Source organism: Cellulophaga lytica DSM 7489, from assembly GCF_000190595.1.
Taxonomy (GTDB): Bacteria; Bacteroidota; Bacteroidia; order Flavobacteriales; family Flavobacteriaceae; genus Cellulophaga; species Cellulophaga lytica.
In genome coordinates, this window is the sequence record NC_015167.1 from 1036970 (window position 1) to 1059638 (window position 22669).

The window sequence follows — 22669 nt, forward strand, 5'->3', positions numbered from 1 at the left end:
AAAACTAAAACTATGAGCACTTATAGTCCAGACACGAAAACGATTTCGTTGGAGGAATATGGTATTACAAGCACTGACATTAATTATCAATTATCTCCGTCAGAATTGCACAAAATAACTTTAGATAAAGGTATGGGTAAAGAAGCTTCTTCTGGAGCTTTAGCAATTAATACTGGCGAATTTACAGGTAGATCTCCTATGGATAGATTTATTGTAAAGGATGATGTAACTGCTGACAAAGTTTGGTGGGGAGATATTAACATTCCTTTTGCACCAGATAAATTTGATGCACTTTATGATAAAGTGATTGATTATCTAAACGAAAAAGAACTTTATGTAAGAGATGCTTATGCATGCGCTGATAAAGATTACAAGTTAAACATTAGAGTTATTAACGAGTACCCTTGGTCTAATATGTTTGCTTACAACATGTTTTTAAGACCAACTGTAGAAGAGCTAAATGGCTTTAACCCAGAATGGACTGTTGTTAATGCCCCAGGTTTTATGGCAGACCCAGAAGTAGATGGTACACGCCAACACAATTTTGCAATTTTAAACTTTACAAGAAAAATTGCTTTAATTGGTGGTACTGGTTACACAGGAGAAATTAAAAAAGGTATTTTTTCTGCGTTAAACTTTATTTTACCTGTTTACAAAGGCACATTGCCTATGCACTGTTCTGCAAACGTTGGCAAAGATGGTGACACTGCTATTTTCTTTGGATTATCTGGTACAGGTAAAACTACCCTGTCTGCAGATCCTAACAGAAAATTAATTGGTGACGATGAGCACGGTTGGACTAATGAAAACTCTGTTTTTAATTTTGAAGGTGGTTGTTACGCTAAAGTAATTAACCTATCTGCAGAAAACGAACCAGAAATATTTGGTGCCATTAAAAAAGGTGCTATTCTAGAAAATATTGTAATGGATGATAAGGGCGCTGTAGATTTTGCAGACACCTCTATTACTCAAAATACAAGAGTTAGTTACCCTATTTATAATATAGAAAACATACAAGAACCATCTATAGGTACTAACCCTAAAAACATATTCTTTTTAACAGCAGATGCTTTTGGTGTACTGCCTCCAATATCTAAGCTAACTCCTGCGCAAGCTGCTTACCACTTTATATCTGGTTACACAGCTAAAGTTGCAGGTACAGAAGCTGGTGTTGTAGAGCCGGTACCATCTTTTTCTGCTTGTTTTGGTGCACCATTTATGCCATTACACCCAACTAAATATGCAGAAATGCTAAGTACAAAAATGCAAGAAGCTGGGGTTAATGTATGGTTGGTTAATACTGGCTGGACAGGCGGACCTTACGGTGTTGGTACACGTATGAAATTAAAGTACACACGTGCTATGATTAATGCAGTATTAAATGGTGACTTAGGTTTATACTCTTATGACAAATACCACATACACTCTGTATTTGGTGTTGCACAACCTAGAGAGTGTCCTGGTGTACCTACAGAAGTACTTAGCCCAAGAACAACTTGGAATAATGATGAAGAGTACTACAAAACAGCTTTTAAATTATCTAACGCGTTCCGCGAAAACTTTAAAAAGTTTGAAGCCTACGCTAATGAAGAAATTAGAAGAGGTGGCCCACAACGCTACGCATTTTAAATACAACACTGTACCTAATACAGCTTAATAATTTTAATTACAGATCCAGAGGAGCTAGCTTCTCTGGATTTTTTATTTTTAAAGATATACGTTTTAATAGTTATAATAAAAAACGTGCTTTATCACTTATTTACATTTTTAAAATAAAAAAATAATTATAAATTGTAGGAAAATTAAACGCTTAAAACTTAAATGTGCGTTTATACAGCCGTATTGGAGGAATAAACGCAATACATTGAGGTTATTGAGTAGTTAGCCACAAGCTAAAGAAACAACCGAACTCAAAATTGAATAACATCGAAAAAACGGAAATTATATACACCCACTTTGAAAAGTTTATTACACTTTCAGAAAAGTTAAAATCTGAACTTTCAAAACGAATAAAACCGATTGAATTTAAAAAAGGAGAACTTATTTTAGATGCAAACAATATTTCTAAAAAAAGTTATTTCATTAGTAAAGGTATTTTATTAAAGATGGAAAAGAAATCAGCGAATATTTTTCAGGAATAGATGAATGGGTTAATTCACCAAGAAGCTTTACACAAAGAGAAAAAGACATCTACTATATTGATGCAATTGAAAATACCGAAGCATATTTTATAAATGTAAACGACCTTGTATATCTTTTTGATAATTTTCCAGAAATGGAACGTTATGCTCGTTTATCAATGGGGACAGTTTTTGGTCATTTTATGGAGCGTATTACCTCAATGAGATTTACTTCTGCTAAAGAAAAATACAATCACTTTCAAGAAACTTACTCTAAGATTTATCATCGTATTCCTTTAGGAATGGTTGCCTCTTATTTAGGAATAACGCAAGAAACATTAAGTAGAATTAGGGCTAAAAAGTAATTATTTGATTTAGGTCAAAAGTTCTAATAATTTAAATCACGAACTTTAACTCTAAATTAAAACTCATAATGAAGAAAAGAACGAAAAGAATATTATTAATCCTTACGCTAGCTTTAATCTCAGGAATAGTTTACATATTTACGTATATACCGAATTTATCAAAACAACATGGAGTTGTTGAAACTCTATTATATTTAGGAGATTCTGAAAATCAACCTTTAATTGTAGCTTTTGGTGGTGCAGAAGGTGGAATTGATTGGCATAGAAACCATATGAAAAGTAAGAGAGACAGTCTTATTCAAAAAGGTTATGCGATTTTAGCTATTGGATATTTCAATTCAGAAGGAACACCGAAAAATCTCGACAGAATTTCACTTGATGCAATTTCAGATACGATAATCAACATTGCCAAAAAAAATTCTAAAATTAATGAATCAAAAATTGCACTTATTGGAGGTTCTCGTGGTGGAGAATTAGTCTTAAATTTAGCTAGTAGATTTGACCATTTCAATGCTGTTATTGCAATGTCAACATCGAATGTAAGCTTCCCTGCAATTACTTGGTCTGCAAACACTTCTTCTTGGACTTTCAAAGGAAAAGACGTTCCTTATGTCCCAGCACCTTTAAAAACAATCTCACCTGCATTAAAAGGAGATTTATTTACTGCTCATAAAATGATGCTTGAAGACAAAAAAGCTTTAAAAAAAGCTGAAATTGAAGTTGAAAATATTAACGGAGCTATATTGATATTATCAGGTAAAACCGATGACCAATGGCCAGCTTCAGAAATGTCTGACCAATTAATCCAAAGACTGAAAAACAAAAAATTTAAGCATTACAATAAACATATAGCAATAGATGGTGGGCACATAGCACCTTTGGAACATTTTAATCTTGTATATGATTTTTTAGACAAGCATTTACCAACTGAATAATAAAAGCCAGTGGCTAACAAGGTATAAAAAACATAGGGTAGTTTAGGCTTACCAAAAGGTCTGTGTCTATTTATAAAGTCGCCAAATATAAAATTTGGTATTTTCAACAAAAAAGATAAAAGCAAAATATTATATTTGGCTTAGTACCAAACCGAAACGTATCGCTTATCAACTGCCCTACGTTTCTTATACTGAACGTTAGCATTAATTAAAAAATACATCTGCTGTACTCAAGAAATCACCCCTATTTTAATATTAATTGTTTTTAACATCATCAAACCAATGTTCAAAAAAAAATTACTCATTCTTTCAACTATTATTTTTATAACGGGATGTTCTAATAACGATATTGAAAAAAAAATAATTGATGGAAAAACTTACTACATTATAGATTCTAAAGAAGATTTAATATGGTTATCTAACCCTAATTTATTTTTAAAATTTGATACATCTTCATCACAAAACAAACTTGATGATGAGGATAAATTAAGGTTTAAGTGGAGTGCTAATTACCTACAAACCAATAACATTGATTTAAAAACTAAAAAAGAAGAAAATACTCTTGGATTTATGCCTATTGGTTCCAAAAGGATTCCTTTTTCCGGAACTTATAATGGAAAAGGCTACAGTATTTCTAACTTGTATATTAATAGACCAGAACAAGACCAAATAGGCTTATTTTCTGTATTAGAAAATTGTACTTTAGATAGTATTAATTTAGTTAATATTTCCATTACTGGTAAAACTAGTGTTGGGGGTTTAGCTGGTAAAGACCATAAATCTTTAATTAGTAATTCTCATGTTAATGGAACCCTAAAATCTGAAGATTTCTTTTTGGGAGGATTAATTGGTGAAAAAAAAAATGGAAAAATAACTTACTCTTCTTTTAAAGGAAAACTAGAAGCTAATAAGAGTTACGTTGGTGGTCTAGTCGGAGATTTGCAAGAAGCAATTATTACCAATTCTAATTCCATTGGTGAAGTTATAGGTTGGCGAAATATAGGAGGGATTGCGGGTAGAAATTCAGGAGATTACGACTATGATAATGGATCAAGTCAAAATGAAATAGGTCCAGGTTCTATAAATAATTGCTTTTCTTCTGCAACTATAAAAGGTAAGAGAGAAATAGGAGGTATTGTAGGTCAAAGCTCGATTGGTTCTATATTTTATTGTTACTTTAATGGGAGTGTTTTTGGAAATTATGCTACTGGAGGCATTATAGGAAATGATACTTCTAGCTTAGTTTTTAATTGTTACAATAGCGGGTCAATTAATTGTACTGAAGAATATGCTGGTGGAATTGTTGGTGAAATGAGAGATATTTATCATGAATATGATTCATTTATAGACCTAACATACTCAACAGGAAATATAAAAGGTAAAAAATTTGTTGGAGGCATTGTTGGTTCTATAAAAGGCAATATTAATAATTCGTATGCTACAGGTGATGTTATTGGAGAAAAAAATGTTGGAGGTGTTGTAGGTGAATTAAATTTTAATGGGCTAATATCAAACACAAGTGCTATTGGAAAAATAACTGGAAAAGAAAATGTGGGAGGAATAGCAGGAGTAATTTCTGGAATGCTTGAGTTTAGTGAAAATGATGAAGTATTTTTTAAAACATTAGCAAATGAATTAAAAAACAGTTTAGGCAACGTTGGAGCTCAAGTAACAACAAAAAGTGCAGGTAACAAAAGCTATGCTATAGTTAAAAACTGTTATTGGAATAAATTACTAACAAATCAAAATAGTGGTATTGGTAAAATACGTTATTCCAAAAACAACAAAAGGTTTATAAATGGCACTAAATCACTAACAAAAGCTAATTTTTTAAAAGAAGTTAGTTCTCTGAAAGCTCTAGGCTATAAATATGAAGCACTTTATTTGGAGATTGAAAAAAAATGCAAATATTAGTGGTTTTTATCCTTTTTAAAATTGACAGAAAATCGTGACTCAAAAAACAGGTCATAGAAATAATAACTAATGCTAACAATACCTATAAACAATACGAGGTTAGGTGTTTAACCCAAAGGTCTGTGTTTAATTATAAAGTCGCTAAATACTAAACGTTATCGTCTAGTTTATCACCTTTACTAATTTCTTATAGTTAGTTTTTAATTTGGTGTGTATTCACTAAATTAGGCAATTAATCCGGCTAACAAAACAAACCTGTACAGCAATGTAAACAGCATACTTACAATTATGAAAACCTATCTAAACATTGCAGACTTATTAAAAGACTTAAACGTAAAAAGTGAGTCTATACACCCTGGTTTTCATATTTTTAAATTTAACGAGACCAGCAAAATTGCCGCTGATGCACTCAATCCACATTTAAAAACATTTTTTACTATAGATTTTTATGCAGATAACCTATCTAAACGGCAAATAGGAACCACAAAGGTTGAAGACTTAACCAATTCAATAGCTTTTAATTCGCCTTTACAATTATTTTCGGTACACACCTCCAATGGTATACCAGGCGAAGAAGGTTATTCCTTGCTTTTTGGGACTGATTTCTTTGAACCTAAAAAACATCAATACGAAATTCAGCACGAGTTTCCTTATTTTAAATTGAACTCTAATCCCACTTATAAATTATCACAGTTAGATTTACCTTTAATTAAAAACCTGTTTGATACCATTTATGAAGAATTTAAAAAGGACGATTCCCATAAAGTAGAAATAGTACGCTCTTACGTGCTGGTACTTTTGCTTCAAATAAAACGTGTGGTTGGTAATGCTACAGAAGTGGTGCAACTAAAACGTTACCAAGAAATTACAGCCAATTTTGAAGAATTAATCCTTAAAGAAACTTCAAAATATAAAACCATTGCAGACTATGCAGATCAATTAAACATTACTCCCATTTACTTGTCTGAATGTGTAAAAAAAGTAACAGGAGTAACGGCTAAAAAAATCTTATCTAACTATATGACCTTACGCGCTAAGGCTTTGTTACAGCAAACTACCAGCTCAGTTGCCCAAATTGCGTATGAAATGGGTTTTGATGAGCCTACCAATTTTATCAAGTTTTTTAAAAACAACGAAGGCATTACACCTGCCGCTTTTAGAAAACTACCTTAAAAAGTATCATTTTCTCTAAAATACTCACCTTATACAGGGTTTTGTTCTGCTCTAATTTTGTCCCATAACAAATTAGAAGAGTACAATGAACACCATAGAAACAAAACCTTTAAGCAATAAGTTGTTATTTATAATGGCAACTGCCATTGCGGCAACGGCAGCTAATTTATATTACAATCAGCCTTTAATTCCGTCTATTGGAGAATCATTAGGACTTAGCGAAAGTGTGCTAGGTTTTATACCATCTGCATCGCAAATTGGGTATGCAATGGCTATATTTTTTATTTCCCCGTTGGGAGATGTAATGAACAGAAAAACAGTGATAAGAAACTTATCTATCACTTTGGTTATAGCATTACTGGGCGTGTATTTTGCTCCAAATTTTGGCATTTTAGTGGCAGCTACTTTTGTGGTAGGTTTGGGAGCCAATATTACGCAACAATTGCTGCCACTGGGTTCGTCTTTAGCTACACCAGAGAATAAAGGCAAAGTAGTGGCTACATTAATGACAGGTTTAACAACCGGTATATTATTGTCTAGAACTATAAGCGGATTTATAGCTGAGCATTTTGGTTGGCGTAGTGTGTTTTTAACTGCTGCCGTTGTTGCCGCCATAATTGGTGTTATGTTACACGTTTACTTACCATCAAACAAACCTACGGCAAAACTAAAATACAACCAGTTACTGGCATCAATGTTCACCTTGGTAAAAACCAAACCACTTTTACGCGAAGCCGCTTTTGTAGGTGCACTTTGGTTTGCTGCCTTTAACGCTATGTGGGCAACTATTGCTATACACGTTATGGAAGAACCTTTTTCGTTATCGGTACAGCAAGTAGGTCTGTTAGGGTTTGTTGGTGCTGCCGGAATTTTTGGCGCTAAAATAGCGGGCAAATGGGCAGATAAAATTGGAGCTAGAAAGGTAATGACCGTTTCCATTAGTTTGGTGTTGGTAAGTTTTGTGGTGCTTGCATTAGGGCAAAATAATATGGTGGTGCTTTGTATTGGTATTGTACTGCTAGATTTGGGCGTGTTTGGTTCTCAAATACCAAACCAGGTGCGTGTTTTTTCGGTAGATGTAAATGCACAAAGTAGAGCCAATGCCATTTATATGCTTTTTTATTACATAGGCGCATCTGCAGGTTCTGCATTGGGTGTATCTGTAATTAGCAAATTTGGCTGGACAGGACTTACCATTTTTGGATTTGCTTTAGCTGCAATTGCCCTTCTTTTTCATATTTCGAGAAAATCGAAATAAAAACCAATTGAAATTGTACTACGCTTTCAATTGATAATAAACACATTCACTTTTTAAAAATTACACAAATGAATACAGAACATACAAATTTAAAAGACGCTTTAAGTGCAAAACAAGCAGCTTGGGAAACCAATGCTTCCGAGGCACAAAAAGAAATGACAACTGAAAACCTTGAGGCTATTGTAGCTACCCAATTTTTAGAAAATGCGGTAAACGTTGGAGATAAAATAATCGATTTTACATTAAAAAATGCCTTGGGAGAATGCACCAACTTACAGTCGGTTTTAGACAACGGACCTGTGATTTTAACGTGGTACAGAGGTGGTTGGTGTCCGTACTGTAACATTACCTTACAGTACTTGCAAAACAGTCTGCCAGAATTTAAAAAATATGGTGCAAATCTTTTGGCTTTAACTCCAGAATTGCCGGACAAATCTCTTAGCACATCTGAAAAGCACGATTTACAATTTGAAGTTTTAAGCGATGTGGGAAACAAGATTGCCAAACAATACGGACTGGTGTATAAACTAACCGATGCGCTATCTGAAATATACCAGAACAAATTGGGCTTAAAAAATTACAATGGCGATGACAGTAGCGAACTACCTATTACAGCTACTTATGTTATAGATGCAAAAGGCATTGTGCAATATGCTTTTCTTGATGCTGATTACCGCAAAAGAGCAGAAATTTCAGAAATCATAGACGTATTAAAAACACTTTAGTTGAACTATAAATAGAAACTAAAATGGTACTAAATATTATTACAATAGGATTAAAATTACTGAGCGCTTATGCTATGTTTACATTTGCCCTTCCTAAACTACGTGGCTTAGCGGTAAGCGTAAAATCATTTACACAATTTGGCGAAGTTTTAGGTATAAGCGGCAAAGGCTTTATGCACTTTACCGGTACATTAGAATTGCTAACTGCATTGGTGTTATTGGCTTCTGTTTTTTTAAGTGAAAAAGCAGGGAACATTACTACAATAACGGGCTATATTTTGCTATTTGGTACTATGGCTGGAGCGTTGGTTACCGAATATTTTATAAGAGAAACTCCTGTGCCTATGTTGGTAAGCCTAGCTATTACGTTACTGCTTATTGCAGTTTCCCAACTGATTATAAAGTTTATATAAGAAGATTATTTATATACGTTTTTACATTTCTAAAATAAAAAATAGTTATAAATTGTAGGAAAATTTAACGCTTAAAACTAAAATGTGCATTTATACAGCCGTATTGGAGGAATAAACGCAATACATTGAGGTTATTGAGTAGTTGTACAATATTTAAAATAACTAACTTCAAACAGAATTATGAAAACAAAATTTTACGAATGTATTACCGATGAAGGTAATAAAATCATCAATGTTGATAACATTGCTTCCGTTGAAAATATAAATAATAAAACAGTAATGACGCTTAATGTCAAAAAAGAAAACGACGTTAATGTTTCTTTTGTTGTTAATCTTCCTTGGACATCTGTTGCAAGTGCTGTTCAAGCCCTAGGACTTGATTAAATCTGATAAATGAATTAGAACTCATTTCTTGTTTAATCAATTGCAAAACATAATTTGACTGATTAACAGAAAGACCATCTAATTGTTTTCCTATTTCAATCGCTTTTTGACGCAACTCGTCAACAGACAATCCTTTAATTTGTAATATTTCAGACATTATATAATTATTTAAACACAGAACATTAAATGAATAAACATTTTGAAAAAAATGATTTAGACGTAACATACTCACGATGGAACGTTGGAAGTGGAACTGAATACGTATTACCACCTTTATCATTAGATAAAAAACTAATGATTTTAAAAATTAAAGACGGAGAATACACCAGAATTGATTTCAAATTATTTGAATTTAATGACCTGTTGATTTTTCACGATTTGTTGTCTGACCAGAAATATGGTTTTGACATAGACGATATAGGTCTTGATAAAATTTACATTCGTGTCCAAAACGGGAAAGGTGCAATTTGGACAAGGCTACCGCTAAAACCATCAGATGATTTGCTGAAACACTTTCATTAAATTTTGAATTATCTAAAACTTCAATAAATGTTTTTAAAACCTCTTTTGGGTTATAAAACTCTGACTTTGGATTTAGAGCACCTGAATACAAATCTACACTTGACATATAACTTATTTTAAAAATTAACCTCTTGCACAATGTTTTATCCAAATTTTTGAGGACTATATCTTGCGTAAATGATTCGACTTTTTGACTTTAAAGGTGTGCAACTAACTGGTTCTTGACTGAAAAGCCTGTTAAAATCATCATCCGATAAAAAAACATTGTACAACATTGTATAAAATTAATTGCTAGTACAAGCCAATTTACGAATCCCGAAGCGTCGGGACTAGCGGATTTTCTATTCGGTTTTTATTTGCTAAATTAGTTACTTAAACATGCAACTAACCATACACAAACCGTTAGGTGTAATTAAGAAAAATGAAAAAACAATATAAAATTTGGCAAAATGAATGGAGACAGATTATGGAAAAACCCATAAATGTTGAAGTTGACCCAAAGTGTGACTTTGATTTACACTTTGATATATGGGAATTAGATAAAAACAAATTTATTGAACTTTTCAATTCTTTCCCTAAAGGAACTGAAATCGGAAACAATGCTTATAATTTAAGAAATGGATTAATTGAGGAATTTAATCAAAAATTAAATAAAGAAGAGATTATTTCAGAAACTCAGAAAGCTATTAATGACTTACAAAAAATAGCTTATTCAGAAGAACTAAACAATCCTAAAATTATATTTAGAACAGGTAATTCTATGTCAGATTTAACTGATATAAATTATTCAGAAATGATATCAATTGAAATAGACGACCAAATATATGATTTCATAAAAAAAGGGACAGGTGAAATTGGAAATAATGCCTACCACTTTTTAAGTGAACCAATGTATCGAATGCGTAGTTCATATGTCCCGAGTCGTTGGATTTTATGGACTCTTACTGATATAAATCATATAAACCCATACAAATCATTATTAAAATTAGAGAACAATAATTGTAGTGTTTTTCTAATTGATGACGGAGGAATATTGATATTTCAAACTAAAGAATAAAAAACTACACCTAACATTGGCTATAATTAATACGGATTTTGGTGCTTAACGCAAAGTTTAGTGCCTTTTTATAAAGTCCGCCAAATCTTTTGATTTGGCCTTAAAAATGAAAACAAAATAGAATCCCGAGGCTTTGGGATGGCTAAGTGTTTATCCGAAAAGTTAGTGTTTTTTTTACACGCTACGTTTTGTACACTAGTCCGTTAAGCACAATTAGAAAAAAATGAAAGTTGTAATCATCATTGGAATAGTTTTACTGGTTTTAGTTTCTGTCTGGTATGCCAAAAAAACTGGAATAAATTCTGAATTTCATAATAAACAAAAAGCGTTAGCTGTTTCTAACATCCTAGATAAACCCTTAGATTTTGGATATAAAATGGTTTGGATTGCTGTAAAAACAAATCAGAAAAAAAGACTTGCAGAAATTATTAAATTGAAAAAAACTAAACAAGCAAATTGGAAAAGCGGAATTGAAACCGCTTATGAAGATGGAATTTATATTACTCCACAAATTGGAGAATGGACTTTAATTACCGGAAACGGATTGGTAAATAAAAGAGATGATAAAGAAAATATGGCTGCTGTAGAAATCCTCTTAAATTATTTAAGTACGGAGTTTGGAGAAGCTCATTTTTTTGGCACCAACCGAGTTGTGGAGTACCATAGTTGGATGAAATCTAAGAATGGAAAAATGGAACGAATTTATTCGTATCTTGGAGAAAGTATGGAAAACATTAAAGTTTTTGGTGAACCGACTAAAGCAGAAGAAGGACTAAAATTATTCAACTCACTATCCGAGGACGCAAAAAATGAAGCATATTTTGAGCGTGAGGACTTGACTTATGCAGATGAAATGTTAGTTATGGAGATTGCCGAAAAATGGGGTGTAAACCCTACTAAATTATCTACACGAACCGACATAAAGAAAGAATTAGGACTAGTTGGTAAGTAATTGCTATAACTAATAAAAATAACCATTGCACACGCCTTTAATGCTAGTGTTTATTATCATATTTTTTAAATTTAAAAAATATAATTATTATGAAAAACCTATTAAAAACATTACCAATTCTACTACTATTTGTAACCTTTAGTGCGTTTAACACTAATGAAAAAATTTCTGAGACAAAGCCAAACGGACTAAAAATTGAAATTATATTTAACAGTAATTTACAGCCTGATGATTTAATTAGCATAAAGAAAAAATTAGCTTCTAACGGAATTACTCTTACTTACAAATCGTTTGATTTTAATGAGAATAACGGATTAAAAATCCATTTCATTTGATGTTGACTGTAATGATGGATTTAAAAGCGGAGGTGAAAAGAAAAATATTACCAGTAAAACCAAATGGGGCTTTTTTAGAGATTATGCTGAAGATGCAGAAAGTCCGTTTGGAATAGACACTTTAAAATAGAAATTTATGAAAATAAAATTTACATCAATTTTAATTCTAATTACTCTTATTTCTTCATCTAGTTATGCCCAAAAAACAAAGAAGTTTAAAATGACCAAAGAAGTAAAGGAATTAGTAAAATTAGGTAAAGATTCTATTATTAAGCTTGCATTGCCTTTGGTGGATAAAAATGCAAGATTAGAAAACTTTTCTAAAACTAGCGTACAAAGCAATGGTAAAGAGCTTTACGTTATTTTTTACAACCCTGTAATGTACTTGCCTATAAACACCGTTTTTTATGATAATGCTAGCGTAAACTTAACTACAGCATCTGGTTCTAAAAGTACCGTTGCAAACCCACTGGACTTTAATAATCAAAAAAACATACCCTATTATGTACAAACAGAATCTATCAAAAAAAATATAGCGTTTGTATGTAATGCTATAGACTCTTTTAATTATGCAGATATAGCCGAGTTTAATGGTACAATGCGCATTTTAGAAAAAGAAGACTATTATGACATTAGTGTTGTGTCTGAAACGCAAGAATCTTGGTATAAAATTAAAAAAGTGACTGGTAAAATGTTTGATGAAGGTCACGCTCACCTAGAACCACCGCTAATTATAACGGATGAAGAAAACTCGTTTAAAGAAGTGCTTTTTAAGGAGTAAAAATGACACACAGAATTAAAAATAAAAAAAAACTATTCAGTATTTTCTACCGACAAGCTATTAAGTATTGCTAAAGAAATAAACGGTTTAAAACCTGAAGCTGTGGTACTTCTGCAAGAAGAGTTAATTAAGCGTAATGAGTTAGATGAAGTTTCTAAAATAACCAAACACCTTATAAACCAAAAGAACGAGCAAGAACTAAGAAACAATTTTGATCCTGATAATTACATTAAAGAAGAATTAGAAGCTGGCGAATCTATTGAGAATATCAAATTTAAACTAAAAACTATGGGTATAGATATGTTTGATATTATAAAGAAAGAACAATCCCAAGAAAATATAATTCTAAACTATATTGAGTCTAAAAAACTTGAAGGAGAATCAAAAGAAACTATAGATAATGATTTAAAAGAAAACTTTAATGTTGATTCTAATTATTTAAATGAGATAAAAAATAAATTAAGAGAAAAAGGAAAAAAGAATACAACAATAGGTATTGTATTACTCGTTGTTTCTATTTTAATTAATATCTTTTTACTTACCAAAGGAAGAATAAGCATACCAGCCATATTACTATTTGGTTTAGGAATTTGGAAATTAGTCCAAGGTGAACATCAACTAAGAAAAAATTAAAAAATCACTTAAACAATACCTCCTAAATTTCTTATTTCTCATACAACTATTCTATTAAAAAGGCGTTAGTTACTACTGTAGTGTATATACATTGCACTTAAACCAAACTGTAAAAAAAGAATATTTCTGCTTTTATAAAAACCAAAAAACCACCAAAAATTATGGGCTACATTAAATTAATCTTATTTGCTATTATGCTAGTTCTAGGTATTATAAGTATCATTAGCTATTACCAAGGCAAAGGAGATATGAAAAAGACACAAGCCAGTATTTTAGAAAACTTAAGCTATGATAGAGTCCTCACACAAAAAGAGGTAGACACTTTAAAAAAACTATATAAGATTAAATTAGAACATAATACGCCTGTATATTCTATATCTGGTACTGTTGGCTATATTGTTTTTGAAACCAATGGTCAAGGTCAAAAAGAATGGCAAATTGGCGGTGTTATAATTGCTAATAAGTCTGCTAAAATTTTAGCTAAAAAAAATATTGCGCTTGAGCAGTTTATTGTAAACGATAAAGATGTAAATCCTAAAATAGAGGCGCTTAACAAAGAGTTAGAAGCCAATACAATAACTGAAGAAGAAGCTAACGCTAAAGCTAATATCATTTTTGAAAAGTATACAAACAACACTATAGAATTTGTAATAGCCAACCCATCTAAAAAAGAAAAACCTGTATACGTATTAAGTTACAAGAGTAATACTATGACTACTCCCGTTAATTTGCTAACGTAGTTTAGCAAAACAACCTATATAAACACTTCTATTTCAGCTACGGTATAACTCACTTCTTTTCTTTGGGGTTATACATTACAACAATCTGAATAATAATTGCTAAAAAAACAAGCATATAGATTTCTATTTGTGTAAATAGCTCTACCGAATCTACTGCACGTTTACTAATAGACATTTGCCTGCTACCCTCATTTAACTGTATTTTAGATAAATCACTAAGGTTAGTTTTTAAACTATTTATAGCGCTATTTACTTTAGATGTACTGTTATAACTAGAGTTTATAAACTTAGTTTCTGCATTTTGCAACACCTTAACGTTACTTTTAAAGTCGTTAAATACGGTTGCCTCCTTAGAAGTTAATTTTGTTTCTTCAAATCTAGAAATTAACGACTGTAAATTATCGTTTACTTTTAAATTACGGTTTTCATAAAAAGTACTATCCAATGTTTTAACCGCAATCTCTTTTTCTTGTACCAACTTTAACTTTTCAAAAATTAAATCGTTGGCTATTAATCTGTCTTCATAAATGGTTACAACAGAGTCTCTAACCCGCACAAAATTGTTTTTGTCAATTAAGTTTGTCATTATAATTAAGACAAAAATCATTAAAATTCCTAGAATCCATTTAAACTTGGCATAAAATCCCATTTTAGTTATTATTTACTGTATAAACTCTACGTGGTGGGTGTGTTAAGTTTATCTTACAAAATAAAAATACTAAAAATTAATATATATATCAACACTCAAATTAGACTTGTATAATTTATTCATAAAAAGTAATAGCACTAAAATGTAAAAGCTGTTTATAGTTAAACAATAAAGCAAAGTAGTACTTAGTAACATATTATAAAGCCTAATTTTTTACTTAGATATTTAGCAATAATAGCAGCAACAAAAGGACTCCAAAAAAAATAATAAAAAAGGTATTTAGTGTAACATATAAATGTTATTTTTATTTTAAACGCTAATTTTATTGTTTTAACAAATTAATATGAATACAAAAAAGCTATTAATTATTTCTTTTCTGTTCTCTTTAATTGGCAGTATAGTAATTTTTATAAAATTAAGCTATTTTTTTTGGAAGTCAGATTTAGACTACTTAATATATTTAGGTATAATTATACTTGCAATTGCTGGTTTACTAGCGTTGTATACTTGTGTACTATCCTCTATACACCTATACAACACTCATAAATTTAATTGGACTTGGGCTTTAAGTACAATGCTGGCAATTTTTAACATCATTATATTTACCTATTATTTTCTACAAAAAAAATAAACAACTTCAACCAACAAAAAGTAAGATTTCTTGATATATGAAAAAACTTATACCCCTTATATTTTAATCACAACTATTTGTAATGCACAACAAACAAAAATGAAAGAAAACCATAAGAACCATTTAGAAAAATTAAACTTAGCTGGAAAAGTAAAAAGCATAAAAGAGTTTACACAAAATAAAAATAATAGCGAATCTCCTCTTTTGAACACAGAAAAAGAGTTTAATGAAAATGGATTTTTATTAAAGGAAACCGTATTTTCTGGAGAAAAAATATACAGCATAACAACATACGATTATCAAAATAATAAATTAGACACCGAAACTGAAAAAATACTTGGATCTAGCGGCTATACAACGGTAAAAAAATATTTTTATAAAGAAAATGAGGTAGAAACTAAAACTTATGAAGATGATGAATTGGTAGAATCATCCATTACCAAAACGGACAAGAACAATAATATTATTTTTACAAAAAATAATAACCATTTATTTAATACCTATTGCGAGAAAAACTACGAGCATAATCAAAAAAACCAATTAACAACAGTAACAGAAAATTGCTATAACCAAGACGGCAAAAATTACAGTAATACCATTACTTATACTTACGCAGATGGTTTAGTTACAAAAATGAAGCATACCAATACGGTTGCAAATGATAACGTAGGGTTTGTAGAACACTACACTTATAACGACTCTAAGAATTATATAGAAATTAAGGTTTATGTAAACAATGTTTTAGAAAGCAAGCAGACTATGGCCTACCAAAACGGATTGTTACATGAACATCGTTTTTTTGAAAAAGGAAAAGAAACCAAATTTATAAGTTATGCTTATGACAACTTAAAAAATAGTAGTTCTAAAACTGTTAGCGAGATAGGATCGTTAGCAACCATTACTAAAGAGTACACTTACCAAATAACCTATTACAAATAGTAACCTAAATTAAATTATGAAAGTTACCACCAAAAAAAATGAACAAGTCGCAAATATGATTTTCGCTTCTATTTATCCTCACTATTTAAGTAGAATAGAAAAAAACGGGCGAACAAAAGAAGAGTTAGACCAAGTAATAGAATGGTTTACTGGTTTTAACGCTACTACCTTACAAAACCTTATTGATGAAAAAGTGACGTTTAAAGCTTTTTTTGACAAAGCTAAAATTCACCCTAATGAACATTTAATTAAAGGTGTTGTTTGTGGTTACCGTATAGAAGAAATAGAAGAAGAGTTTAAACTATACAAACAATGCAGGCAAATGGAAAAACTAATTGATGAATTGGCAAAAGGGCGTAAAATGGAGAAAATTTTACGAAAAGAAAAAAAATAACTTATACCTTTAGTTTTTGTTTTAATTTCTTTGAAATTACTACAGTACAAACAAGTTTATCTATTTATAAAAACTTTATTTTTCACGTAACTTTTATTTTATGTCTACGCTAGAGCATCAACTAAAAAACCCTGTTTGGTCTTCTTTACAAGAAACACATAAAAAATTTGCGGTTGAGTTTAACAACGTACAATTTTACAATTCTGAAGTTTGCACTTTTGGGGCTTTTTTTGATGAAAACAATACTGCAGAAGCTGCTAATGAGTACATAAAAACGTCTGATAGTTTTTTTTATGTCTCAGAAAATTTAACTCCTGTGGTAGATGAAACCAAAGTAGAATTCACTAAAAAAATTGATGGATGCCAAATGGTTTTAGACTCCCTAACCAATGTTAATATAACTGAAGAAATAGTACTACTGGACGAAACTTTTAGTGAAGAAATTTATGATTTAGTTTGGTTGGTTATGCCTGGTTACTATAGAAAAAGAACCTTTGAAATGGGCAAGTACTTTGGTATATTTAAAAACGGCAAACTGGTTTCTATAGCTGGCCAACGTTTACAAAGTAACCTTTTTATAGAGGTTAGCGCTGTTGTTACACATCCTAATTACACCAGAAGAGGATTAGCAAAACAGTTAATTGCACACAACACTAAAGAAATTTTAAAAGAAAACAAAACACCCATTTTACATACCAATAAAGGAAACCCAGCTATAGCGCTATATCAAAAATTAGGATATACTTTTACAAGAGATATGAACTGGTGGTTGTACACTAAAAAATAAACTACCACACATTACACACAATTGCTACAAGTGCCTGTTAAAATACAATTTGCACTGCTAACACTGTATCCTTTTGGGGTGGTATATTCTACAGTTATTTGCAAACATTCTATAGTATCACAACGTACACACCTAAAATGAAAATGAGGCTTTACCTCCTCCTCGTTTTCGCATTTTTTACAAATAGCAAAGTATTGTTTGCCATCCTCTGCAACAATTTTATGCACCAAACCATCTTCGCAAAACCTATTTAACACCCTGTAAATTGTAGCCCTGTTTATAGCAATATCTAACTGCTTCTCTATAGCATCTTGGCTAAGTGCTTTTTTTGAGCCAGACAGTAATTTTAAAACCGCTTCTTTAGCTGGTGTATTTCTTCTATTCATTTTATTGCGATTAATTCGCAATAATACAAAAATTTATCTATATTTGTTATTAATTGCAACAATGTTGCATTAATGTGAAATTATGATCAGGAGAGCTGTTATTAAGGCTTTTGCAATTTCTGGTATTGCCATTACGGTGCAAAATCCTTTATGGAACTTTTCTAAATACGTGTATAAAATGAATAAAACAGATTTTGATGTTGTAATTATTGGCGGAAGCTACGCAGGTTTGTCTGCTGCTATGGCCTTAGGTAGATCTTTAAAAAAAACGTTAGTTATTGATGCTGGCAAACCTTGCAATGCACAAACGCCACACGCTCACAATTTTTTGAGTCAAGATGGAAATAAGCCTGGTGAAATTTTAAAAATTGGAAAAGAACAACTAGCAGCCTACAACAGTGTTACTTACCACAACGGATTTGTGGTTAACGCTAAAAAAACCAATGCTATTTTTAGTGTAACTACAGACAATGAAAACGTATTTACTGCTAAAAAAATAATTATTGCCACAGGTATTAAAGACCTATTACCCAATATACAAGGCTTTTCTTCTTGTTGGGGCATATCTGTAATACATTGCCCATACTGCCATGGTTATGAGTACAAAAATAAAAAAACAGCTATAATTGCTAACGGAGATAGGGCTTTTCATTTGGCATCATTAGTAAATAACTTAACTAATAACAGTACAATTATTACTATGGGCAAAAATAATTTTAGTGATGAAGAACTTAAAAAACTAAAACAACATAATATTAAAATTAACGAAAAAGAGATTGAAACCATTGTGCATGCAAACGGTCAGTTAGAAAAAATTGAATTTAAAGACGGTAGCTCTGAAAATTATGATTGTGCTTATGCAGATGTACCTTTTAAACAAAGCACTAATATTGCAGAACAACTAGGTTGTAAACTTACAGAAAACGGACATATTGAGGTAAACCCTATGCAAAAAACTACAGTAGATGGTGTATATGCTTGCGGAGACAACAGCTCTAGACTACGTGCTTTATCTAGTGCAGTTTATACTGGTAACTTAGCGGGCGCAATGCTAAATAACGAATTAACTCAAGAAAATTTTTAAATGTAGTAAAAAACCAGGCAACAAAATGGTCTACAATTGCGTCTATTAAGTAAACATACAATACCATAAAATTTGTAATGGCCAACCCATCTAAAAAGGAAAAACCTGTTTACGTATTAAGTTACAAGAGTAATGACATAATTAGTTCCGTTAATTTGCTAACTTAGTTTAGCAAAACTAACCTATGAAAACATTTTTAATTTTTATTTTATCCATAAGTACAATGGGGTCTTTTGCTCAAAAAAAAGACTCACTAATTTCTGCTTTTGGAATTAATTTAAAACTGTATAAAAATAGAAATACAAACACTTTTGAGGTACATAAGAATGATGAAAAAGTGATTTTTAAAAACCTAAAAATAGCTGTACGTTTAAATGGCTTTTTACAAGTTTTAGATGAAAAAAATAATATGTTTTACATTAATGAAAAAGGCTCCAAAGTAGAAGAAGCTAACTTAATAATAGAAGTTTGTGGTACAGTACCAAATTACACGTATGAAATTATAAAAAGAGACAATACATATATTGTAACAGAACTTGTAGGCTATGATGGCGAAGAAAACCTTGCTGCCAAAGAAATTGGAAGTATAAGTGCTGCTGGAATTGATAAAATTAATTTCTCAAATGGAACAAAAAAAGTAACGTTTGATGCTAACGAATCTATGTTTTACGCCACAGAAACATTCTTAAATGCTGTACTAATTAGCAAAGGCAAAAAAAAAGGTGTTTTATATAACAATACCGTAAATTATTATGATGCCGTAACCGCTGCTAATGGCATTTTAAAAGTACAGACAAACAATAAAGTTGGGTACTATAACATTACAGAAGTTAAATACAAAGACTTAGCACCTTTTGTTAACGGACTGGCTAAATTTACAACCACCAACAATAAAACAGGTTATATAGACGCTAACGGGAACGAGTATTACAATTAAATCTGCTAAAAAGTAACTCTAAAATTGTACCTTAGATTACTATGATTGCTATTTTATATCAAAAAAATCTTCCTCCTATAAGAGACGGAATACAAAAACCAATGAAACCAGGTGGATACTCAGACAGTGGTGCTGATATTGCTTGTGAACTACACAACAACAATATAAAAATTAGTACTCCTGTAGATAACCCATCTATAGAGAACAATTTAGATTGGGTTTTTCCTGATACTGAAGAAGGTATACAAAATGCCATAAATAAAGGCGCTACCGTTTTTTGGTTAAACACCGTATTGTACAAAACGCACCCTATAGAAAAGTTTTTTAACTTAAATAATTACTTTGTTGGGCAATTACCTAGCGTGGTAGATATTTACGATGATAAATGGACAACCAATAAGTTGTTAAAAGAAAACGGAATTTTAATTCCAGAAACAACCTTAATAACAGAAGGTGATACCATTAATTACAAAGGTGATTTCCCCATAGTTGTTAAGCCTATTAGAGGAAGAGGTAGCCAAGGTGTTTCTCTGGTTAAAAACGAAAAAGAATTAAATGCAAAATTGTCTAGTTTATTTTTAAGCAAACAGTATGGAACATCTGTTTATTTAGAACAATTTTTAAGCGGACAAGAAATAACCATTACAGTAATGCCGTCTGGTAGTTACATTATAAATAATAATAAAAAACAATTTACTACGGCCTGGTGCCTACCTCCTGTTAAACGCTTTAACCACCAAAACGGAATTGCACCATACAACGGAACTGTTGCTGTTATTAAAAATAGTGCACTATTAGATAACAGTGAACGTAATTCTAACCAAATTATAGCTGTTTGTAAGCAGTGTGAAAAAGCGGCCGAATTGCTACACATTAAAGCCCCCATACGAATAGATTGTAGAGCAGATGAAAAAGGAAATTACTATTTATTTGATGTAAATATGAAGCCTAATATGACAGGACCATCTAGACCACAAAGAAAAAACCAAGATAGCTTGTCTTCATTAGCCGCTAGAGGTATTGGTTGGAATTATTTTGATTTGCTAAAAAATATGTTAAATCAAAAATGGACAGCTAATTTATAGCTGAAGAGCTAAAAAATAATAAAATTCCTAATTTAAAAACAGTACATTAAGCATAAAGGTTTGGCAAAAAACTTTAAAAACATAGCATATCTTAACCACGGAAACCAACGGCAAAAACTGGCTTTTTATGAGTTAAACCACTATAAAATTCTAGAAAAACTTAAAAAATACAATCCTATTTTAACTGGCACAATACCAATAGAGATTGATATTGCAGAAAGTGATTTAGATATTATCTGCGAATGTAAAAATCACGCTGAGTTTTTGGCATACCTACAACAAGAGTTTTCTACTTTTAAAAACTTTAAGGTACACACTACTTTACAAAACAACATTGCTGCCACTATTGCCGAGTTTAAAACGGAGCATTTTTTAGTTGAAATTTTTGGTCAAGATATTCCAACTACCAAGCAAAATGCTTACCGACATATGGTTGTAGAACATCATATTTTACAAAAAAAAGGAGCTGACTTTAAGCAACAAATAAGAGAATTAAAAGTTAGCGGCATAAAAACCGAACCCGCTTTTGCTAAATTACTGGGCTTAAAAGGAGATCCGTATGTAGCATTATTAGAGCTTGAAGAAAAAGATTGATAAAATACCATCTATTCAAGCAACGTTACAAGCATAATTAGCGTCTATTAAGTAAACAAACCAACTAAGACCAAAATTATGACCAAAAAACAGTTCTGGAATCAGCTTTTACTTTTTGTTACGGCTTTACTTTTAATTTTAATTGCAAGAGAGTCCTTATCATACCTTTTTATTCAAAAAAATATTGAATCTTATGCCATACACACACTTTTAAATATTTGTGCCAATTTAATTTTAATTGTTGTTTCGTACTTTTTTATTCAAAAAAATAAGCTCGGTAAATTAGCAGGACTCCAAAAAGGGAACGTAAACAAATGGTATCTGCTGTTATTTCCGCTTTTGTATTTAGTGTTATTAAATGTATTAATTATAGATGTTGTAGACATACAAACATTGTTGCCTAACGTTTTCTTATTTTTGTTTTACTCTATATCTATAGGGTTTGCAGAAGAGTTAAGCATTAGAGGCTTTTTACAGTCGCACCTTATAAATTACTTAGGCAACAGCCGTAAAAACACTATTATTTCTGTGTTTTTAGCTGCCTTATTTTTTGGTGCTATACATTTATTAAATTTTGATACCGGAATTTATGGCGAGTTAGCACAGCTTATTTACGCTACTTTTATTGGGGTAATGTTTGGTTTTTTACTTGTGATAACAAAAAGATTATACCCCTTAATTATAGTACACGCAATAATAGATTTTGTAGCAGATTTAGATGTGGTAGGTATGCCTATTAAAGAAAAAATAAGCGAATTAATGTCCTTAGAGACTGCTGCACTTATTACAGTATTAGCTTTGCCTTGCTTTATTTACGGCTTGTTTTTAATGAAAAAATACAAGCTTACAGCAACTACTATTCATAATGCTTAAAAA

Annotated in this window: 27 protein-coding genes; 25 read left to right on the forward strand and 2 right to left on the reverse strand. The window is 31.1% G+C overall.

From position 1 onward, the window contains the following. Positions 1-12 precede the first annotated feature (12 nt). The 17 genes from pckA (at position 13) to CELLY_RS04690 (ending at position 14307) form a co-directional block, all read left to right on the forward strand. Positions 13-1629 carry a phosphoenolpyruvate carboxykinase (ATP) gene (gene pckA / locus CELLY_RS04610; protein ID WP_013620495.1) on the forward strand — a complete coding sequence of 539 codons (1617 nt, stop codon included), beginning with the start codon at positions 13-15 and terminating at the stop codon, positions 1627-1629. Between the two features lie 287 nt (positions 1630-1916). Next, complete coding sequence (locus tag CELLY_RS04615) at positions 1917-2141, forward strand: cyclic nucleotide-binding domain-containing protein (protein ID WP_042256650.1); 225 nt, start codon at positions 1917-1919, stop codon at positions 2139-2141. Positions 2142-2275: 134 nt separating this feature from the next. Further along, positions 2276-2485, forward strand: a complete 210-nt coding sequence (locus CELLY_RS04620; protein ID WP_052306518.1) for a cyclic nucleotide-binding domain-containing protein — start codon at positions 2276-2278, stop codon at positions 2483-2485. A gap of 68 nt (positions 2486-2553) precedes the next feature. Next, positions 2554-3420 (forward strand): alpha/beta hydrolase family protein, encoded by an 867-nt coding sequence (locus CELLY_RS04625; protein ID WP_013620496.1) that lies wholly within the window; start codon positions 2554-2556, stop codon positions 3418-3420. Positions 3421-3702: 282 nt separating this feature from the next. Beyond that, on the forward strand, positions 3703-5334 hold the full coding sequence (locus tag CELLY_RS04630) for a M26 family metallopeptidase (protein ID WP_013620497.1): 1632 nt from the start codon (positions 3703-3705) through the stop codon (positions 5332-5334). 288 nt (positions 5335-5622) lie between these two features. Then, positions 5623-6507 carry a helix-turn-helix domain-containing protein gene (locus CELLY_RS04635; protein ID WP_013620498.1) on the forward strand — a complete coding sequence of 295 codons (885 nt, stop codon included), beginning with the start codon at positions 5623-5625 and terminating at the stop codon, positions 6505-6507. 85 nt (positions 6508-6592) lie between these two features. Then, positions 6593-7765 (forward strand): MFS transporter, encoded by a 1173-nt coding sequence (locus CELLY_RS04640; protein WP_013620499.1) that lies wholly within the window; start codon positions 6593-6595, stop codon positions 7763-7765. 68 nt (positions 7766-7833) lie between these two features. Beyond that, positions 7834-8490: a peroxiredoxin-like family protein gene (locus CELLY_RS04645; protein ID WP_013620500.1), complete on the forward strand. Its 657-nt coding sequence runs from the start codon at positions 7834-7836 to the stop codon at positions 8488-8490. Positions 8491-8513: 23 nt separating this feature from the next. Continuing rightward, positions 8514-8903 carry a DoxX family protein gene (locus tag CELLY_RS04650; RefSeq protein WP_013620501.1) on the forward strand — a complete coding sequence of 130 codons (390 nt, stop codon included), beginning with the start codon at positions 8514-8516 and terminating at the stop codon, positions 8901-8903. Positions 8904-9083: 180 nt separating this feature from the next. Beyond that, positions 9084-9287, forward strand: a complete 204-nt coding sequence (locus CELLY_RS04655; RefSeq protein ID WP_013620502.1) for a hypothetical protein — start codon at positions 9084-9086, stop codon at positions 9285-9287. Positions 9288-9473: 186 nt separating this feature from the next. Next, positions 9474-9809: a hypothetical protein gene (locus CELLY_RS04660; protein WP_013620504.1), complete on the forward strand. Its 336-nt coding sequence runs from the start codon at positions 9474-9476 to the stop codon at positions 9807-9809. Positions 9810-10230: 421 nt separating this feature from the next. Further along, complete coding sequence (locus CELLY_RS04665; RefSeq protein WP_013620505.1) at positions 10231-10866, forward strand: hypothetical protein; 636 nt, start codon at positions 10231-10233, stop codon at positions 10864-10866. Positions 10867-11089: 223 nt separating this feature from the next. Then, positions 11090-11818: a hypothetical protein gene (locus CELLY_RS04670; RefSeq protein WP_013620506.1), complete on the forward strand. Its 729-nt coding sequence runs from the start codon at positions 11090-11092 to the stop codon at positions 11816-11818. Between the two features lie 89 nt (positions 11819-11907). Further along, positions 11908-12153, forward strand: coding sequence for a hypothetical protein (locus CELLY_RS04675; RefSeq protein WP_013620507.1), 246 nt, complete (start codon positions 11908-11910; stop codon positions 12151-12153). Between the two features lie 136 nt (positions 12154-12289). Then, complete coding sequence (locus tag CELLY_RS04680; protein ID WP_013620508.1) at positions 12290-12934, forward strand: hypothetical protein; 645 nt, start codon at positions 12290-12292, stop codon at positions 12932-12934. A gap of 102 nt (positions 12935-13036) precedes the next feature. Continuing rightward, complete coding sequence (locus tag CELLY_RS04685) at positions 13037-13567, forward strand: hypothetical protein (protein ID WP_013620509.1); 531 nt, start codon at positions 13037-13039, stop codon at positions 13565-13567. A 161-nt stretch (positions 13568-13728) separates the two neighbouring features. Further along, a complete protein-coding gene (locus tag CELLY_RS04690) occupies positions 13729-14307 on the forward strand; it encodes a hypothetical protein (protein WP_013620510.1) in 579 nt (192 codons plus the stop codon). A 49-nt stretch (positions 14308-14356) separates the two neighbouring features. Here the strand turns inward: CELLY_RS04690 and CELLY_RS04695 are convergent, their stop codons facing one another. Further along, positions 14357-14893, reverse strand: a complete 537-nt coding sequence (locus tag CELLY_RS04695; protein ID WP_244847068.1) for an MCP four helix bundle domain-containing protein — start codon at positions 14891-14893, stop codon at positions 14357-14359. A 793-nt stretch (positions 14894-15686) separates the two neighbouring features. Between CELLY_RS04695 and CELLY_RS04705 the strand changes: the two genes are divergently transcribed. From CELLY_RS04705 to CELLY_RS04715, 3 genes are all read left to right on the forward strand, one after another. Continuing rightward, entirely contained in the window at positions 15687-16526 is an 840-nt protein-coding gene (locus tag CELLY_RS04705) for a hypothetical protein (protein ID WP_042256657.1), read from the forward strand. Between the two features lie 16 nt (positions 16527-16542). Continuing rightward, positions 16543-16920 carry a DUF2200 domain-containing protein gene (locus CELLY_RS04710; protein WP_013620514.1) on the forward strand — a complete coding sequence of 126 codons (378 nt, stop codon included), beginning with the start codon at positions 16543-16545 and terminating at the stop codon, positions 16918-16920. Positions 16921-17020: 100 nt separating this feature from the next. Further along, entirely contained in the window at positions 17021-17707 is a 687-nt protein-coding gene (locus CELLY_RS04715) for a GNAT family N-acetyltransferase (RefSeq protein WP_013620515.1), read from the forward strand. A gap of 11 nt (positions 17708-17718) precedes the next feature. On the opposite strand, the gene CELLY_RS04720 is transcribed toward CELLY_RS04715, so the two are convergent. After that, positions 17719-18093, reverse strand: a complete 375-nt coding sequence (locus CELLY_RS04720) for a Fur family transcriptional regulator (RefSeq protein ID WP_013620516.1) — start codon at positions 18091-18093, stop codon at positions 17719-17721. A gap of 82 nt (positions 18094-18175) precedes the next feature. On the opposite strand from CELLY_RS04720, the gene CELLY_RS04725 reads away from it, so the two are divergent. From CELLY_RS04725 to CELLY_RS04745, 5 genes are all read left to right on the forward strand, one after another. After that, positions 18176-19177 (forward strand): NAD(P)/FAD-dependent oxidoreductase, encoded by a 1002-nt coding sequence (locus CELLY_RS04725; RefSeq protein ID WP_013620517.1) that lies wholly within the window; start codon positions 18176-18178, stop codon positions 19175-19177. Between the two features lie 184 nt (positions 19178-19361). Then, positions 19362-20114, forward strand: a complete 753-nt coding sequence (locus tag CELLY_RS04730) for a hypothetical protein (protein WP_013620518.1) — start codon at positions 19362-19364, stop codon at positions 20112-20114. 41 nt (positions 20115-20155) lie between these two features. After that, on the forward strand, positions 20156-21199 hold the full coding sequence (locus CELLY_RS04735) for an ATP-grasp domain-containing protein (protein ID WP_013620519.1): 1044 nt from the start codon (positions 20156-20158) through the stop codon (positions 21197-21199). Positions 21200-21259: 60 nt separating this feature from the next. Then, positions 21260-21793, forward strand: coding sequence for a DUF4269 domain-containing protein (locus CELLY_RS04740; RefSeq protein ID WP_013620520.1), 534 nt, complete (start codon positions 21260-21262; stop codon positions 21791-21793). 78 nt (positions 21794-21871) lie between these two features. Next, a complete protein-coding gene (locus CELLY_RS04745; protein ID WP_013620521.1) occupies positions 21872-22666 on the forward strand; it encodes a CPBP family intramembrane glutamic endopeptidase in 795 nt (264 codons plus the stop codon). Positions 22667-22669: the final 3 nt, after the last annotated feature.

What these genes read in the sequence shown, in the direction of transcription:
- pckA (WP_013620495.1), top strand. Translation starts at nt 13, where the DNA reads ATGAGCACTTATAGTCCAGACACGAAAACGATTTCGTTGGAGGAATAT.
- CELLY_RS04620 (WP_052306518.1), top strand. Translation starts at nt 2,276, where the DNA reads ATGGAACGTTATGCTCGTTTATCAATGGGGACAGTTTTTGGTCATTTT.
- CELLY_RS04625 (WP_013620496.1), top strand. Translation starts at nt 2,554, where the DNA reads ATGAAGAAAAGAACGAAAAGAATATTATTAATCCTTACGCTAGCTTTA.
- CELLY_RS04630 (WP_013620497.1), top strand. Translation starts at nt 3,703, where the DNA reads ATGTTCAAAAAAAAATTACTCATTCTTTCAACTATTATTTTTATAACG.
- CELLY_RS04635 (WP_013620498.1), top strand. Translation starts at nt 5,623, where the DNA reads ATGAAAACCTATCTAAACATTGCAGACTTATTAAAAGACTTAAACGTA.
- CELLY_RS04640 (WP_013620499.1), top strand. Translation starts at nt 6,593, where the DNA reads ATGAACACCATAGAAACAAAACCTTTAAGCAATAAGTTGTTATTTATA.
- CELLY_RS04645 (WP_013620500.1), top strand. Translation starts at nt 7,834, where the DNA reads ATGAATACAGAACATACAAATTTAAAAGACGCTTTAAGTGCAAAACAA.
- CELLY_RS04650 (WP_013620501.1), top strand. Translation starts at nt 8,514, where the DNA reads ATGGTACTAAATATTATTACAATAGGATTAAAATTACTGAGCGCTTAT.
- CELLY_RS04655 (WP_013620502.1), top strand. Translation starts at nt 9,084, where the DNA reads ATGAAAACAAAATTTTACGAATGTATTACCGATGAAGGTAATAAAATC.
- CELLY_RS04660 (WP_013620504.1), top strand. Translation starts at nt 9,474, where the DNA reads ATGAATAAACATTTTGAAAAAAATGATTTAGACGTAACATACTCACGA.
- CELLY_RS04665 (WP_013620505.1), top strand. Translation starts at nt 10,231, where the DNA reads ATGAAAAAACAATATAAAATTTGGCAAAATGAATGGAGACAGATTATG.
- CELLY_RS04670 (WP_013620506.1), top strand. Translation starts at nt 11,090, where the DNA reads ATGAAAGTTGTAATCATCATTGGAATAGTTTTACTGGTTTTAGTTTCT.
- CELLY_RS04675 (WP_013620507.1), top strand. Translation starts at nt 11,908, where the DNA reads ATGAAAAACCTATTAAAAACATTACCAATTCTACTACTATTTGTAACC.
- CELLY_RS04680 (WP_013620508.1), top strand. Translation starts at nt 12,290, where the DNA reads ATGAAAATAAAATTTACATCAATTTTAATTCTAATTACTCTTATTTCT.
- CELLY_RS04690 (WP_013620510.1), top strand. Translation starts at nt 13,729, where the DNA reads ATGGGCTACATTAAATTAATCTTATTTGCTATTATGCTAGTTCTAGGT.
- CELLY_RS04695 (WP_244847068.1), bottom strand. Translation starts at nt 14,893, where the DNA reads ATGACAAACTTAATTGACAAAAACAATTTTGTGCGGGTTAGAGACTCT.
- CELLY_RS04705 (WP_042256657.1), top strand. Translation starts at nt 15,687, where the DNA reads ATGAAAGAAAACCATAAGAACCATTTAGAAAAATTAAACTTAGCTGGA.
- CELLY_RS04710 (WP_013620514.1), top strand. Translation starts at nt 16,543, where the DNA reads ATGAAAGTTACCACCAAAAAAAATGAACAAGTCGCAAATATGATTTTC.
- CELLY_RS04715 (WP_013620515.1), top strand. Translation starts at nt 17,021, where the DNA reads ATGTCTACGCTAGAGCATCAACTAAAAAACCCTGTTTGGTCTTCTTTA.
- CELLY_RS04720 (WP_013620516.1), bottom strand. Translation starts at nt 18,093, where the DNA reads ATGAATAGAAGAAATACACCAGCTAAAGAAGCGGTTTTAAAATTACTG.
- CELLY_RS04725 (WP_013620517.1), top strand. Translation starts at nt 18,176, where the DNA reads ATGATCAGGAGAGCTGTTATTAAGGCTTTTGCAATTTCTGGTATTGCC.
- CELLY_RS04730 (WP_013620518.1), top strand. Translation starts at nt 19,362, where the DNA reads ATGAAAACATTTTTAATTTTTATTTTATCCATAAGTACAATGGGGTCT.
- CELLY_RS04735 (WP_013620519.1), top strand. Translation starts at nt 20,156, where the DNA reads ATGATTGCTATTTTATATCAAAAAAATCTTCCTCCTATAAGAGACGGA.
- CELLY_RS04745 (WP_013620521.1), top strand. Translation starts at nt 21,872, where the DNA reads ATGACCAAAAAACAGTTCTGGAATCAGCTTTTACTTTTTGTTACGGCT.